This is a genomic window from Streptomyces sp. NPDC000348, assembly GCF_042898795.1.
GTDB lineage: Bacteria > Actinomycetota > Actinomycetes > Streptomycetales > Streptomycetaceae > Streptomyces.
The window spans coordinates 800,236-814,482 of record NZ_JBIAZD010000001.1 but is presented as its reverse complement, the minus strand read 5'-3'; the positions used below and the strand labels follow the sequence as shown (position 1 = coordinate 814,482).

Here is a 14,247-nt window from a genome sequence, read left to right as displayed (position 1 = left end):
GACGCGGTCTCCGAGGTGAAACGGTCACCGGTGAGCTGCATCCCGTCACCCGAGTCCCCGGCGAACCTGATGATCACCCGGTCCAGCCGGCGGACGTCCTTCGCGCCCGTCGCCGTGCGCTGCTCCCCCACGACTGCTCCGTCGGCCTGCTCCGCTGGACTGCTGACCTGACTGGTCACTGAACTGGACCTCCTCGAGGCGGCTGTCCGGGACGGCCTTCCCACAGGCCTTCCCCGCATAAACCCTACGTCCGTGAGGGGCGCCTTCCCCGGGTCATTCGCATGGTGGACACGACGTCGGGACGTCCTCGCTCAGGAGTTGAGGTAGGTGAGAACGGCCAGCACCCGCCGGTGATCGCCGACGCTCGGGGACAGTCCCAGCTTCAGGAAGATGTTGCTGACGTGCTTCTCCACGGCGCCGTCGCTGACCACCAGCTGCCTGGCGATCGCCGAGTTCGTCCGGCCCTCCGCCATCAGCCCCAGGACCTCCCGCTCACGCGGGGTGAGTCCGGCGAGCACGTCCTGCTTGCGGCTGCGCCCCAGCAGCTGCGCGACCACCTCGGGGTCCAGCGCGGTGCCGCCCCGGGCCACCCGCACCACCGCGTCCACGAACTCACGGACCTCGGCCACCCGGTCCTTGAGCAGATAGCCGACGCCACGGCTGGAACCGGCGAGCAGCTCCGTGGCGTAGCGCTCCTCCACGTACTGCGACAGCACCAGCACGCCGACGCCCGGATGCGTCCTGCGCAACTGCACCGCGGCCCGCACCCCCTCGTCCGTGTGCGTCGGCGGCATCCGTACGTCGGCCACCACGACGTCCGGGAGCAGGTTCTCCCCGTCCAGCTCGGTGATGGTCTTGATCAACGCGTCACCGTCACCGACACCGGCCACGACCTCGTGCCCACGGTCGGTCAGCAGCCGGGTCAGGCCCTCCCGCAACAGCACCGAATCCTCGGCGATGACCACCCGCACCCTGTCCTCCACGATCCTCGGCCCCCCATGCGCCTGATCCGGACCCGCCCCCGTGGCGGGCCCGGTGATCGGGTCCAGCATTCCAGCATCCGGCGGGGGACGGGGCGGGACAGCGCGATCGGGGCCCCGTCGCGGTGGGCGGGCGCGAGGCCGCGGCCTCGCGCCCGCCCACCGGTTCCGTCGGTGAAGCGGTCCCGTCAGTGGGGCCGGGCCGCCCTCATCATGTCCGTTCCGCCCGCCACGGCAGCTCGGCGGTCACCCGCGTCGGGCCGCCGGCCGGGGAGTCCACCACCAGGATCCCGTCCACCGCGTCCAGCCGCTCCGCCAGCCCGGCCAGTCCGGAACCCTCGGACACGTCGGCGCCGCCCACGCCGTCGTCCACCACCTGGAGCATCAGCCGGTTCTCCGTCCGCCACACCTCCACGGCCGCCCGGGTCGCCCGCGCGTGCTTGCTGACGTTCTGCAGCAGCTCCGAGACGGTGAAGTAGGCGATGCCCTCGATGGCCGACGCGGGCCGCTCCGTCAGGTCCACCTCCACCTGCACCGGCACCGTGCACCGCGAGGCCACCGCGGACAGCGCCGCGTCCAGGCCCCGGTCGGTCAGCACCGCCGGATGGATGCCCCGGGCCAGGTCCCGCAGCTCCTGCAGCGCCGTCTTCACCTCGCCGTGCGCCTCGTCTACCATCCGCGCCGCGACCTGCGGGTCTTCCCGCAGCTTCTCCTTCGCCAGCCCCAGATCCATGGCCAGAGCCACCAGCCGGGCCTGTGCCCCGTCGTGCAGGTCGCGCTCGATGCGCCGCAGGTCCGCCGCCGCCGTGTCCACCACGACCCCGCGGTCCGACTCCAGCTCCACCACCCGCGTGGCCAGCCGCGACGGTCCGAGCAGCCCGTGCACCATCACCCGGTCCACCATCGTCAGCGCCCGCACGATCCACGGCGTGGCGAGGGTGAACAGCAGACCCACTCCCGCGGTCACCGTGATCTCGAACGGGTTGTCCAGGAAGATCTGGCGCTGCTCGTCGCCGTACAGCTGGATGCCGTCCTGCCCGCCGTACGTCGGCAGGACCCAGAACCACAGCGGATAGGTCAGCAGCGACCAGCCCACCGACCAGACGGTCACGCCGACGACGAAGGAGAGCACCGCCCACGGCAGCTGCAGCACCGCGTACAGCAGGGCCCGCCAGGAGGCGCCGCTCTTGAGCACGGCCCCGATCCACGCCATGAACCCCTGCCGCCTCATCCGCAGCGGCTCCGGCTCGGCCACCTCCAGGCCCAGCAGCCCCCGGGCCCGCGCCCGCTCCACCGCCCCGAACCCGCGGCAGCCGGCGAGCGCCGCCGCCAGCACCGGGACGCCGAGGAACGTCACCAGCAGGCCCGCGCCCAGCGACACCGTCGTGACCGCGTAGGTGAACAGCAGGATGCTGATCGGCAGGCTCAGCAGCACGTATCCCAGCTCGCGCCAGGTGCGTCCCTCGACCGGTGCCCGCAGCGCGGCCGGCAGCCGGTGCCGCCGCCCCTCGGCGTGCCCGGGGCACCCGGGTTCCGCAGGGAACCCGTAGCCCTGTCCGTACTCCGTGGCCATCGGCTTCGTCCTTCTCCTCGTCCGGCGGCTGTGCTGTCGTACCTCCAGACTCCTCCGCCGCGGTCCGGCGGACCATGGAGGGCGTCGCAGTCCTGGGCGGGGGGTTTTCCCTACCCCCGGCCGCGGACGGACGCCTCCTCGGGCGCCCTCCTGGTCCTGCCCGTCTCCTCGGCCGGGGCACCGGAACGGTCCCGCCACGGCAGCTCCGCCGTCACCGTCGTCGGACCGCCCTCGGGCGACTCCACGACGAACAGACCGTCCACCGCGCCCAGCCGGTCGGCGAGGCCCCGCATGCCCGTCCCGCCGTCCAGGCTCGCGCCCCCGCGCCCGTCGTCCCGCACCTGGATGAGCAGCCGGCCCTCCGACCGCCACACGTCCACCGCGGCCGACCGGGCCCGGCTGTGCTTGCTGACGTTCTGCAGCAGCTCCGAGACGGTGAAGTAGGCGATGCCCTCGATGGCGGCGGCCGGCCGCTCGTCCAGGTCGACCGCCACCTGCACCGGCACCGTGCACCGCGAGGCGACCGAGGACAGCGCGGCGTCCAGGCCCCGGTCGGTCAGCACTGCGGGATGGATGCCCCGGGCGAGGTCCCGCAGCTCCTGCAGCGCCAGCTTCACCTCGCCGTGCGCCTCGTCGACCATCGACGCCGCGGCCTCGGGATCCTCCAGCAGCTTCTCCTTGGCCAGCCCGAGCCCCATCGCCAGGTTGACCAGCCGGGCCTGGGCCCCGTCGTGCAGGTCGCGCTCGATGCGCCGCAGGTCCGCCGCCGCCGTGTCCACCACGACCCCGCGGTCCGACTCCAGCTCGGCGATGCGCCGCTCCAGCTCGTCGGAGGGCGACAGCAGGCCGCGCACCATCGCCCGGTCCGCGTTGGCCAGGCCCCGCACGACGAACGGCAGCACCGGCCACAGCACGAACAGACCGGCCAGCGTGACGACGAAGGTGAGCACGCCCCACGGCAGCCGTATCAGCTCGTACAGGACGGTGCGCCAGCCCACCGGGTCCTTGACCGCCAGCCACAGCCGCGGCCAGAACCCCCCGGAACCGCGCATCGACAGCCGGCTCGGCTCCTCCACCCGCACCCCGAGCAGCTTCCTGGCCCGCGCCCGCTCCGCCCTGCCCAGCAGCCGCGCACCCGTCAGTCCGAGCGCGAGCAGCGGGAACCCGACCACCGTGACGGTCAGCCCGACGCCGGTGAACAGCACGGTCACCGTGTAGACGAAGCCGGCCAGCGACACCGGCAGGTTCGCCAGGAGGTGGGCGATCTCCTTCCAGGTGTGCGCGTCGTACGCGAAACGGGCCGGTGGCGGGCGGTCGCCGGGCCCGGCCGGTTCCGGGACCGCCGTCACGGACGTCCCCGGATTCGTGAATGGTTCGGTCATGGGCACCAGCGTGCCCGGAGCCGGGGGCCCGCGCCATGAGGTGGGCCGCCAGGACGCACTGAGGAAAACCCCACCCCCGCGTGCCGAGCGGTGACGGGCTGCTTACGGTGCATTTATCAGGGCCTAGACTCCCGTGCGTACAGATCGTCGATCCGTGACGTTCACCGGCACGGATCGAGGGCACGGCACAGGCACGGGCCAGAGCACCGATCAAGGGAGTGAGGGGCGGACGTGCGGGAAACGACCGTCGTCGCGGCGGACTACTTCCAGTCCTACTCGGTCGTCGGACTGCTCGCCGTCGTCGGCGTGCTGTTCGTCGCCGTCGCCTTCGGGGCGGGACGCCTGCTGCGGCCGGTGGTCCCCACGCCCGAGAAGCTCCTGACGTACGAGTGCGGAGTCGACCCCGTCGGCGAGGGCTGGGCCCACACCCAGGTCCGCTACTACGTCTACGCCTTCCTCTACGTGATCTTCGCCGTCGACTCGATCTTCCTCTTCCCCTGGGCGACCGTCTTCGCCGCCGACGGCTACGGCGCGGCCACCCTCGTGGAGATGTTCATCTTCCTCGGCTTCCTCGCCGTGGGCCTGCTGTACGCATACAAGAAGGGCGTCCTGACATGGACGTGAACCCTGCCGTCCCCGAGCCCGTCCTGCTTCCGGAACCGAAGCGGCTGGGCGCGCTCGCCCGGCTGGCTCCCGAACCGATGAAAGTGGTCCTCAACTGGGGCCGCCGCTACTCGCTGTGGGTCTTCAACTTCGGCCTCGCCTGCTGCGCGATCGAGTTCATCGCCGCGTCGATGGCCCGCCACGACTTCATCCGCCTCGGCGTCATCCCCTTCGCGCCGGGGCCGCGCCAGGCCGACCTGATGGTCGTCTCCGGCACGGTCACGGACAAGATGGCGCCCGCGGTGAAGCGCCTGTACGAGCAGATGCCCGAGCCCAAGTACGTCATCTCCTTCGGCGCGTGCAGCAACTGCGGCGGCCCGTACTGGGACTCCTACTCCGTCACCAAGGGCGTGGACCAGATCATCCCGGTCGACGTCTACGTGCCCGGCTGCCCGCCCCGGCCCGAGGCGCTGCTCCAGGGGATCCTGAAACTCCAGGAGAAGATCGCACGGGAGTCGCTGGGGGAGCGGTACGGCTCCGCCTCCGGCGCGGGGCGGCCGTCGGCGGCGGCGCTGCAGAGCGGGCCGGTACGGCCGCCGGCGCCGTCCGGTGAGGAGGAGGGCCGATGACCGCGGTCGGCTGGCTCCCCGCCGGCGCCGAGGAACTGTTCGGCGCGCAGGCCACGGCGGAGGAGTCGTACGGCGTCCTGACCGTCGACGTACCGCCCGCCTCCTGGATCACCGCGCTGGAGGCCGCGCGCGACCGGGCCGGCTGCACCTTCTTCGACTGGCTGAGCGCGGTCGACGAACCCGGCACCGGGTTCCGCGTCACGGCGCACGTCGCCGCCCTGGCCCCGGTGCGGCGCCTGCTGCTGCGCACCACGGTGCCGCACGAGGCTCCGACGCTGCCCTCCGCCGTGGACGTCTACGCGGGCGCCGCGTGGCACGAACGCGAGACGCACGAGATGTTCGGCGTCGACTTCACGGGCCACCCGGGCCTGGACCACCTGCTCCTGCCGGACGGTTTCGAGGGTCATCCGCTGCGCAAGGACTTCGTCCTCGCGGCCCGGGTCGCCAAGGCCTGGCCCGGTGCGAAGGAGCCCGGGGAGCCCGCGGAGGGTGCAGCGCACGGCGGCCCCAAGCGCCGCCAGATGCTTCCCCCCGGCGTCCCCGACCCGAACGAGTGGGGCCCCCTCAAGGGCCAGCTCCCCCCGGCCCCGGCCCGCCCGGCCCGCGGCCCGGGCAGGGCGGCGGCAGGCGCGGCAGGAGACCGCCCCCGCCGGACCCGTACGGCGGGGGAGGGCTCCGCGAGTCAGGCGGCCGCCGGGTCTCCCGCCCAGCCGCGCCGGACCCGTACGGCGGGGGAGGGCTCCGCGAGTCAGGCGGCGGAGGCGCGCCCCGAGCCGGCCGCTGCCCCCGCACGACGCGCGCGGAGCGCGAGCGAGGGATCGGCGTCGCAGCGTTCCGGCACCCCCGCGGCCGGCACCCCCGCGGCCGGCGGTCCCGAGGCCGGCGGCTCCCGCCGGGCGCGCACCGCGTCCGAGGGGTCCGCGAGCCGGCGCGCCGCGTCGAGGGCTCCGGCGCCGTCCGGTGAACCCGCGGCAGCGTCCGGTGAACCCGCGGCAGCGGGCGGTGAGCCCGCCCCGGGGCCCGCCGAGGACCGCCGGGACCCGAAGCCTCCCGCCGCTCCGCGCAGCCCGGACGCTCCCTGGCACCACGCCCGCCCCGCCTTCGCCCGGCCCGAGGCGGAAACGGAGCCCGCCGCCGGCCCGGACCGCGAGCCCCGAGGGGACACGGCTCCGGAGACCGGCGCGGAGCCCGAAGCCGGCGCCGAAGCCGACGCCGAAGCCGGTTCCGGGCCGGCCCGCGCGGCCGACGCGGCCCCCGGGACCGGCGCGGATACCGAAGGCGGCCCCGAGACCCCCACCCCCGAAGACCCCTCAGGAGGCCCGCGGTGAACGACGCGCTCGACGTCGCCCTGCGACTCCTGGTCGTGTTCGTGGTCTTCCTCACCTTCCCCCTGATCGTGGGTCAGACCGAGCACAAGGTGATGGCCCACATGCAGGGCCGCCTCGGCCCGATGTACGCCGGCGGCTTCCACGGCTGGGCCCAGCTCATCGCCGACGGTGTGAAGTTCGCGCAGAAGGAGGACGTGGTCCCGGCCGGCGCGGACCGGCGTATCTTCCAGCTCGCCCCCGCCGTCGCCCTCCTCCCGTACCTCCTCGTCCTGCTGGCCGTCCCGATCGGCCCGGGCGAGGGCGCGGTCGGCCAGGTGATCGACGCGGGCGTGTTCTTCGTCCTCGCCGTCATGGGAGTCGGCGTCCTCGGTTCGCTCATGGCCGGCTGGGCCTCCGCCAACAAGTTCTCCCTCCTCGGCGGCCTGCGCACCGCCGCCCAGCTCCTCGCGTACGAACTCCCGATGCTGCTCACCGCCGCCTCGGTGGCGATGGCGGCCGGCACGGTCTCCCTCGTCGGCATCCTCGACGCCTTCGAGTGGTGGTGGGTGCCCTGGCAGATCACCGGCGCGCTCGTCTTCTTCGTCGCCGGCCTCGCCGAACTCCAGCGCCCGCCCTTCGACATGCCGGTCGCCGACTCGGAGATCATCTTCGGCGCGTACACCGAGTACACCGGCCTGCGCTTCGCCCTGTTCCTCCTCGCCGAGTACGCCGGGATCGTCGTCCTGTGCGGCCTGACCACCGTCCTGTTCCTGGGCGGCTGGCACGGTCCCTGGGGCGCCGACGGACTCGGCTGGGTCTGGACCCTGCTGAAGACCGCGGTCCTCGCCTTCGTCGTCATCTGGCTCCGCGTCACCTACCCCCGGCTGCGCGAGGACCAGCTCCAGAAGCTCTCCTGGACCCTCCTCGTCCCCCTGTCCCTCGCCCAGATCGCCCTCACCGGCATCGTCAAGGTGGTGATCCGGTAACCATGGCCGAGCCCCTCCCGCCCACCCGGCCCCGCATCCCCGGCTCCGGCCTGGCCAAGGGCCTGGCCGTCACCCTGCGGACGATGACGAGGAAGTCCGTCACCGCCCCGTACCCGGACACCCAGCCCGACCTCCCGCCCCGCACCCGCGGGGTGATCGGCCTGTTCGAGGAGAACTGCACGGTCTGCATGCTGTGCGCCCGCGAGTGCCCGGACTGGTGCATCTACATCGACTCCCACAAGGAGACGGTCCCGGCGGCGGCCCCCGGCGGCCGCGAACGCAGCCGCAACGTCCTCGACCGCTTCGCCATCGACTTCTCCCTGTGCATGTACTGCGGTATCTGCATCGAGGTCTGTCCTTTCGACGCCCTGTTCTGGTCCCCGGAGTTCGAGTACGCCGAGACCGACATCCGCGACCTCACCCACGAGCGCGACAAGCTCCGCGAGTGGATGTGGACCGTCCCGGCCCCGCCCGCCCTCGACCCCGGCGCCGAGGAGCCGAAGGAACTCGCCGCCGCCCGCAAGACCGCCGACAAGCTCGCCGCCGCCCGGGCCGAACCGCAGGAGGAGGAGTCGTGACCCTCGCCGCAGCCGCGGGAACGGCCGCGCACGCCACCACCGCCGGGACGCACGGCTTCCTCTCCCCGACCGGCGTGGAGATCGCCTTCCTCCTCGTCGGCCTGGTCACCCTCGGGGCCGCCGTCATCACCGTCACCACCCGGCAACTGGTGCACGCCGCCCTGTGGCTGGTGGTGGCCCTCGGCGGCCTCGCCGTCGAATACCTGCTGCTCACCGCCGAGTTCATCGCCTGGGTGCAGGTCCTCATCTACGTCGGTTCCGTGGTCGTCCTCCTCCTGTTCGGACTCATGCTCACCAGGGCCCCCATCGGCCGCTCACCGGACGCCGACTCCGGCAACCGCCGGGTCGCCCTCGCCGTGGCCGTCGCCGCCGCGGCGGCCCTGGTGTGGGTGGTCGTGGACGCCTTCCGGACCACCTGGATCGATCTGGACGGCGCCCCCGCCGGCTCCACCGAGGTGACCGGCGCGAGTCTCTTCCAGCACTGGGTCCTCCCCTTCGAGGCCCTCTCCGTCCTCCTCCTCGCCGCCCTCGTCGGCGCGATCGTCCTGTCCCGCAAGGCGAAGGCCGACGCCGCGTCCGGCGCGACGGACACCCGGCGCGACACGGAAGGGGCGCGCTGATGCACCTCGCCTATCCCGCCGTCCTGTCCGCCCTCCTCTTCTGCACCGGCCTGTACGGCGTCCTCGCCCGCCGCAACGCGATCCTGGTCCTGATGTCGGTCGAGCTGATGCTCAACGCCGTCAACCTGAACCTGGTCGCCTTCGACGTCTGGCTCAGCCGGACCGCCGCGGACACCCTGCACTCCGGCCAGGCCCTCACCCTGTTCACCATCGCCATCGCCGCCGCCGAGATCGGCATCGGTCTGGCGATCGTCCTCGCCGTGTACCGCAACCGCGGCACCTCGGACATCGACAAGCTCCGCGACACCGCCGAGGGCCACGAGCCCGACGGCCCCGACGGCGACGCCGCCGGCCTGGAAGCCCCCGCGCCCCGTACGGCCGGCGAGAAGGCCGAGGCCACCGCGTGACCACGACCACCCTCGCCGTCCTCGTCCCCCTCCTTCCGTTCCTCGGCGCGCTCGCCGGGCTGCTCCTGGGACGCACCGCCCCCGGCTTCGTCCGCCCGCTCGCCGTCCTGCCGGTGCTCGCCTCCCTCGCACTGGCCGCCACGGTCGCCTGGCGCCAGGGCGGGGGCCAGGCCGTCGACGCCGCGACCGAACTCACGCCCACCGGCTCGGTCCCGATCGAACTCGCCCTGCACATCGACGGCTTCGCCGCACTGACCGCCGTCCTGGTCACCGTCGTCGCCACCTGCGTGCAGATCTACTCGACGGGCTACCTGCGCGACGACCCCCGCTACCCCTCCTACGCGGCCCTCGTCTCCCTGTTCACCTCCGCGATGCTCCTGGTCGTCTACTCCGGCGACCTGATGGTCCTGCTGGTCGGCTGGGAAGTCATGGGCATCTGCTCCTACTTCCTCGTCGGCCACTACTGGGAGACCCCCGAGGCCCGCGCCGCCTCCCTCAAGGCCTTCCTGGTCACCAAGCTCGGCGACGTCCCCTTCCTCATCGGCCTGTTCGCCCTCGCCACCGAAACCGGGTCGTTCCGCATCACCCGGATCCTCGGCGCCGTCGCGAGCGGCGGCATCGAACACCCCACCTTGATCGCCCTGCTGCTCCTGGCGGGCGTGGCCGGCAAGTCGGCGCAGTTCCCGCTGCACACCTGGCTCCCCGACGCGATGGCGGGCCCGACCCCCGTCTCCGCGCTGATCCACGCCGCGACCATGGTCGCCGCCGGCATCTACTTCATCGCCCGTCTCCTCCCGCTCTTCGAGGCCTCGCAGGCCGCGATGGCCGTCCTCGCCGTCATGGCCGCCGTGACCATGACCGGCTCGGCGCTCGCCGCTCTCGCCCAGGACGACATCAAGCGCGTCCTCGCCTACTCGACGATCGGCCAGCTCGGCTACATGACCGGCGCCCTCGCCGTCGCCGACCGCGGCGCCGCCGTCTTCCACCTCCTGTCCCACGGCGCCTTCAAGGCGCTGCTGTTCCTCGCCGCCGGCGTGGTCATCCACGCCGCCGGCACCAACTCGCTGGCCGCCATGTCCCGCATGGGCCGCCTGCGCGACCGCGTCCCCGACGCCTACTGGACGATGACCGTGGCGCTCCTCGCGCTCGCCGCGATCCCGCCGTTCAGCGGCTTCTTCTCCAAGGAGGCCGTCCTCGGGGCCGCCGAGCACGTCGTCACCGGCCACACCGGACACGCACCCGCCGCAGCGGGGTGGATCGTCCTCCTCGCCGGCCTCGTCACCGCCCTGCTGACCGCCGCGTACGCGATGCGCCTGTGGCTGCTGGCCTTCCGCGGGTACGGTGCCGAGGCGCCCGACCACGGCAGGCAGCCGCTGACGATGACCGTGGTGCTGTGGGTGCTCGCCGTACCGTCCCTCGCGCTCGGCGGTCTCGCCTTCCGCGTCCTGCCCGACTGGTTCGACGGCCACGACCTGACCCCGACCCTCACCACGTCCGTGCTCGGCACGGGCGTGGCCCTGGCCGGCGGCATCATCACCTACGCCACCTGGCGGCACACCACCGCACACGCGGCGGCCCGCGTCCCCCTCGGCGCCGTCGCCGCCCACCCCGAGGGCGACGCCGGACTGGTCGAGGCGGAGGCCATCGCCAGCCACGAACCGGCCTACGGGAACATCGCGTCCGCGGCGGACCCGTCGGACCCCGGGCGGCTGCTGCTCGGCCCGCTGCACCGGCACGCGGCCGCCGGCTTCCACCTGGACGCCGTGTACACGACCCTCTTTGTCCGCCCGGTCCGGGCCGGTGCGAGCCTCGTGCGGTTCCTCGACCGCGAGGTCGTCGAAACCTACGTACGCGGCGCGGGCACGCTGCCCCGCTGGCTCGGCGCCGCCGTACGACGGGCCCAGACGGGCAATCTGCAGACCTATGTGAGCGCGCTGCTCGCCGGTACCGTCGTCCTCGCGGTCACCGTCGTCCTCGTCGCCACGGGAGCGTGAGCAGGCGTGATCGATATCAACGAGTCCGTGATGCGGTTCCTTCTGGCGTTCCTCGTCGTCGGCCCGCTCCTCGGCGCCGCCGCCGCTCTCCTGCCGGCCCCGCCCGGACTGAAGGGGAAGTCACCCGACCAGGCGGTGCTCCGCCACGGCGTGACCGTCACCGGCGCGATCCTCATCGCGGCGATCGTCCTCGCGCTCGGCTTCGACCACGACCGGCCGTCGACGATGCAGGCCACGACCGACATCAGCTGGATCCCCGCACTCGACGTGCGCATCCACCTCGGCACCGACGGCATCTCCCTCCCCCTTCTGGTCCTGACCGCGCTGCTGACCTTCCTCTGCGCGCTCCACTCGTACTTCAAGCCGCCCGCGGGACCGTCCCCGAAGGCCTTCGTCGCCCTGCTGCTCGTCCTCGAGTCCGGCACCCTCGCGACCTTCGCCGTCCTCGACCTGGTCCTCTTCTTCCTCGCCTTCGAGACGGTCCTCGTCCCGATGTACTTCCTCATCGCCCGCTGGGGCGGCGGGGACCGGGCCGAGGCCGCCTGGAAGTTCATCCTCTACACGCTGCTCGGCTCCGTGGTCATGCTGCTCGGCCTGCTCCTGATCGGAATCGAGGCGGGCACATTCGACATGGTGGCACTCGCCACTGACAACGGCCGGTCACTGGCCACATCCGTGCAGGTCATCGCCGTTCTGGCGATCGGCGTCGGGCTCGCGGTCAAGACCCCGATGTGGCCGCTGCACAGCTGGCTGCCCGACGCCCACACCGCCGCGCCGACGGTCGGCTCGGTCCTGCTCGCCGGCGTCCTGCTGAAGATGGGCACGTACGGGTTCGTCCGGATCCTGCTGCCCGCCGCCCCGGACGGCTTCCGCACCTTCGCGCCGTACCTCGCCGCGTTCGCCGTCGTCGGGATCATCTACGGGTCCCTCGCCTGTCTGGCCCTCGCCAGGCCGGGCGCGAAGGGCGACCTCAAGCGCCTCATCGCCTACTCCTCCGTCGGCCACATGGGCTTCGTCCTCCTCGGCATCGCGACCATGACCCCGACCGGCGTCAACGGCGCGCTGTTCGCCAACATCGCCCACGGCCTCATCACCGGCCTGCTGTTCTTCCTGGTCGGCGCCCTCAAGGACCGCACCGGCAGCACCGACCTCGACACCCTCGCCCTCCCGTCGCCCGACCACCGCCCCTCAACGAGCGGCTCCGCCGCGCCGGATCGTTCCGAGACCGGCGCCGCCCTCTACGGCAGGGCCCCGCGCCTCGGCGGCCTGCTCGCGTTCGCCGCCGTCGCCTCCCTCGGTCTGCCCGGCCTCGCCGGATTCTGGGGCGAGATGCTCGCCCTGTTCGGCGCCTTCGACCCCGCCGAAGGCCTCAGCCGCCCCGCCTTCCTCACCTTCATGGCCATCGGCGCGTTCGGCACCCTGCTGACGGCCGCGTACCTGCTGATCGTGGTCCGCAGGGTCTGCATGGGCGCCGCACCCCAGGACGCCCCGCACCTCGCCGACGTGCGCTCCCACGAGTTCGCGGCCTGGACCCCGCTCGTCGTCCTCACCGTCGTCGCCGGGCTCTGGCCGGGGGCCCTCCTCGGACTGACCGACCCGGCCGTGCAGCAGCTCCTCGCAGGAGGCACCCGATGAGCTCCCTCGTCCAGTCCGTCGACTGGCTGGCCATCGCGCCGCCCACCATCGCGGCGGTCGTCGGACTCGTCGTGCTCGTCGCCGACCTGTTCGTCGGCGAGGCGAGGAAGCCGCTCCTCGGCCGGCTCTCGGTGGCCGGGCTCGCCGCCGCCACGCTCATGCTGCTGCCCCTCCTGGACGCCGACCGCAGCACCTTCTGCCTGGTCGGCGACACCGGAGTGTGCAGCTACACCGCGGACCGCTTCACCCTCGTCATCCAGTTCCTGGTCCTCGGCGGCGCCCTGCTGTCCGCCCTCCTGTCCGTCACCGCCCTGAAGGACGAGGGCAAGCGGATCCCCGAGGGCGAGTACTGGTTCCTGTTCCTCTCCTCCGCGGCCGGCGCCGCCCTCCTGCCCGCCTCCCGCGACCTCGCGACCCTCGTCGTCGCCCTGGAGGTCGCCTCCCTGCCCGCCTTCGCCCTCGTCGGCCTGCGGCACGGCGACCGGAGGTCCTCCGAAGCGGCCCTGAAGTTCTTCCTGTCCTCCGTCACCGCCACCGCGGTCAGCCTGCTGGGCATCAGCTTCGTCTACGCCGCCACCGGGACCCTCCACCTCACCCTGGTGGCCGAACGCGTCCAGGACGTCGGCGGACAGCTCCACACCCTCACCCAGACCGGCGTCGTCCTCACCCTCATCGGCTTCGCCTTCAAGACGGCCGCCGTCCCCTTCCACTTCTGGGTCCCCGACACCTACGTGGGCGCCCCCCTGCCGATCGCCGCCTACCTGTCGGTCATCGGCAAGGCGGTCGGCTTCTCCGGCCTGATCCTCGTCACCGTCGTCGCCCTGCCGTCCTACGCCGACGTCTGGGGCCCCGCCCTCGCCGCGCTGGCCGCCCTCACGATGACCGTCGGCAACGTCGGCGCCCTCCGGCAGCGGGCCGCACGCGCGTACAGCGCGGTACGCCTCCTGGCCTGGTCGTCCGTCGGCCAGGCCGGCTACCTCCTGGTGCCGATCGCCGCCGCCGCGTACTCCGGCGACGCCGAGAGGTCGATCGGCTCCACCGTCGCCTACGCCCTCATGTACGGCGCCGTGAACCTGGGCGCGTTCGCGGTGGCCGCCCTCGTCGGCCGCGCGCACCGCCTCAACCGCGTCGCCGACTACCGGGGCCTGTACGCCTCCAGCCCCCTCACCGCGCTCCTCCTGGCCTTCTTCCTGCTCTGCCTCGCCGGACTCCCGCCGGGCATCATCGGCCTCTTCGCCAAGGTCACCGTGTTCTCCGCGGCCGTCGACGCCGGACTGGGCTGGCTCGCCGTCGTCATGGCCGTCAACGTCGTCATCGCGCTGGTCTACTACCTCCAGTGGACGGCCCTGCTGTTCCGCGCCCCCGAGGGCGAACCGGTGAGGCACCGGCTCCCCGCCCCCCTCACCGCCGCCCTCGCCCTGACCGGCGTCCTCGGCGTCGCCCTGTCCGGCGCACCCCAGCTGGTCCTGCGCTTCACCGACACCGGGCTCTTCTGACAGCCTGCGGGGCGTTCCGCACGCGCGCGTACGGCCGGGGCACGCCCACGCGCGCGT

Annotated in this window: 13 protein-coding genes; 10 read left to right on the top strand and 3 right to left on the bottom strand. The window is 73.1% G+C overall.

Annotated elements, in window-relative coordinates; genetic code table 11:
• Positions 1–311: 311 nt before the first annotated feature.
• The 3 genes from ACFY3N_RS03880 to ACFY3N_RS03870 all read right to left on the bottom strand — a co-directional run bounded on the left by ACFY3N_RS03880 (position 312) and on the right by ACFY3N_RS03870 (position 3,935).
• Complete coding sequence (locus ACFY3N_RS03880; RefSeq protein ID WP_390815008.1) at positions 312–983, bottom strand: LuxR C-terminal-related transcriptional regulator; 672 nt, start codon at positions 981–983, stop codon at positions 312–314.
• A 208-nt stretch (positions 984–1,191) separates the two neighbouring features.
• Positions 1,192–2,553 (bottom strand): sensor histidine kinase, encoded by a 1,362-nt coding sequence (locus tag ACFY3N_RS03875; RefSeq protein WP_390815007.1) that lies wholly within the window; start codon positions 2,551–2,553, stop codon positions 1,192–1,194.
• A 110-nt stretch (positions 2,554–2,663) separates the two neighbouring features.
• The gene (locus ACFY3N_RS03870) at positions 2,664–3,935 is read right to left on the bottom strand and encodes a sensor histidine kinase (protein WP_390815006.1); all 1,272 of its coding nucleotides are present in this window, start codon (positions 3,933–3,935) and stop codon (positions 2,664–2,666) included.
• A gap of 231 nt (positions 3,936–4,166) precedes the next feature.
• Between ACFY3N_RS03870 and ACFY3N_RS03865 the strand changes: the two genes are divergently transcribed.
• The 10 genes from ACFY3N_RS03865 to ACFY3N_RS03820 are packed head-to-tail and all read left to right on the top strand — an operon-like array spanning position 4,167 to position 14,190.
• Positions 4,167–4,559 carry an NADH-quinone oxidoreductase subunit A gene (locus ACFY3N_RS03865; protein ID WP_390815005.1) on the top strand — a complete coding sequence of 131 codons (393 nt, stop codon included), beginning with the start codon at positions 4,167–4,169 and terminating at the stop codon, positions 4,557–4,559.
• The gene (locus ACFY3N_RS03860; RefSeq protein WP_390815004.1) at positions 4,550–5,167 is read left to right on the top strand and encodes an NADH-quinone oxidoreductase subunit B; all 618 of its coding nucleotides are present in this window, start codon (positions 4,550–4,552) and stop codon (positions 5,165–5,167) included. The genes ACFY3N_RS03865 and ACFY3N_RS03860 overlap by 10 nt, the downstream gene beginning before the upstream one ends.
• Positions 5,164–6,495 (top strand): NADH-quinone oxidoreductase subunit C, encoded by a 1,332-nt coding sequence (locus tag ACFY3N_RS03855; RefSeq protein ID WP_390815003.1) that lies wholly within the window; start codon positions 5,164–5,166, stop codon positions 6,493–6,495. Before ACFY3N_RS03860 ends, ACFY3N_RS03855 begins: the two co-directional genes overlap by 4 nt.
• Entirely contained in the window at positions 6,492–7,460 is a 969-nt protein-coding gene (locus ACFY3N_RS03850; RefSeq protein ID WP_390815002.1) for an NADH-quinone oxidoreductase subunit H, read from the top strand. The genes ACFY3N_RS03855 and ACFY3N_RS03850 overlap by 4 nt, the downstream gene beginning before the upstream one ends.
• A 2-nt stretch (positions 7,461–7,462) precedes the next feature.
• Positions 7,463–8,038 carry a NuoI/complex I 23 kDa subunit family protein gene (locus ACFY3N_RS03845; protein ID WP_390815001.1) on the top strand — a complete coding sequence of 192 codons (576 nt, stop codon included), beginning with the start codon at positions 7,463–7,465 and terminating at the stop codon, positions 8,036–8,038.
• Positions 8,035–8,658 carry an NADH-quinone oxidoreductase subunit J gene (locus tag ACFY3N_RS03840; RefSeq protein ID WP_390815000.1) on the top strand — a complete coding sequence of 208 codons (624 nt, stop codon included), beginning with the start codon at positions 8,035–8,037 and terminating at the stop codon, positions 8,656–8,658. Before ACFY3N_RS03845 ends, ACFY3N_RS03840 begins: the two co-directional genes overlap by 4 nt.
• Positions 8,658–9,065 carry an NADH-quinone oxidoreductase subunit NuoK gene (gene nuoK, locus ACFY3N_RS03835; protein WP_390814999.1) on the top strand — a complete coding sequence of 136 codons (408 nt, stop codon included), beginning with the start codon at positions 8,658–8,660 and terminating at the stop codon, positions 9,063–9,065. Before ACFY3N_RS03840 ends, nuoK begins: the two co-directional genes overlap by 1 nt.
• On the top strand, positions 9,062–11,059 hold the full coding sequence (locus tag ACFY3N_RS03830) for an NADH-quinone oxidoreductase subunit L (protein WP_390814998.1): 1,998 nt from the start codon (positions 9,062–9,064) through the stop codon (positions 11,057–11,059). Before nuoK ends, ACFY3N_RS03830 begins: the two co-directional genes overlap by 4 nt.
• Before the next feature lie 6 nt (positions 11,060–11,065).
• Positions 11,066–12,694, top strand: coding sequence for a NuoM family protein (locus ACFY3N_RS03825; protein WP_390814997.1), 1,629 nt, complete (start codon positions 11,066–11,068; stop codon positions 12,692–12,694).
• Positions 12,691–14,190 carry an NADH-quinone oxidoreductase subunit N gene (locus ACFY3N_RS03820; RefSeq protein WP_390814996.1) on the top strand — a complete coding sequence of 500 codons (1,500 nt, stop codon included), beginning with the start codon at positions 12,691–12,693 and terminating at the stop codon, positions 14,188–14,190. Before ACFY3N_RS03825 ends, ACFY3N_RS03820 begins: the two co-directional genes overlap by 4 nt.
• Positions 14,191–14,247 lie beyond the last annotated feature (57 nt).

What these genes read in the sequence shown, in the direction of transcription:
- ACFY3N_RS03860 (WP_390815004.1), top strand. Translation starts at nt 4,550, where the DNA reads ATGGACGTGAACCCTGCCGTCCCCGAGCCCGTCCTGCTTCCGGAACCG.
- nuoK (WP_390814999.1), top strand. Translation starts at nt 8,658, where the DNA reads ATGCACCTCGCCTATCCCGCCGTCCTGTCCGCCCTCCTCTTCTGCACC.
- ACFY3N_RS03870 (WP_390815006.1), bottom strand. Translation starts at nt 3,935, where the DNA reads ATGACCGAACCATTCACGAATCCGGGGACGTCCGTGACGGCGGTCCCG.
- ACFY3N_RS03855 (WP_390815003.1), top strand. Translation starts at nt 5,164, where the DNA reads ATGACCGCGGTCGGCTGGCTCCCCGCCGGCGCCGAGGAACTGTTCGGC.
- ACFY3N_RS03820 (WP_390814996.1), top strand. Translation starts at nt 12,691, where the DNA reads ATGAGCTCCCTCGTCCAGTCCGTCGACTGGCTGGCCATCGCGCCGCCC.
- ACFY3N_RS03845 (WP_390815001.1), top strand. Translation starts at nt 7,463, where the DNA reads ATGGCCGAGCCCCTCCCGCCCACCCGGCCCCGCATCCCCGGCTCCGGC.
- ACFY3N_RS03875 (WP_390815007.1), bottom strand. Translation starts at nt 2,553, where the DNA reads ATGGCCACGGAGTACGGACAGGGCTACGGGTTCCCTGCGGAACCCGGG.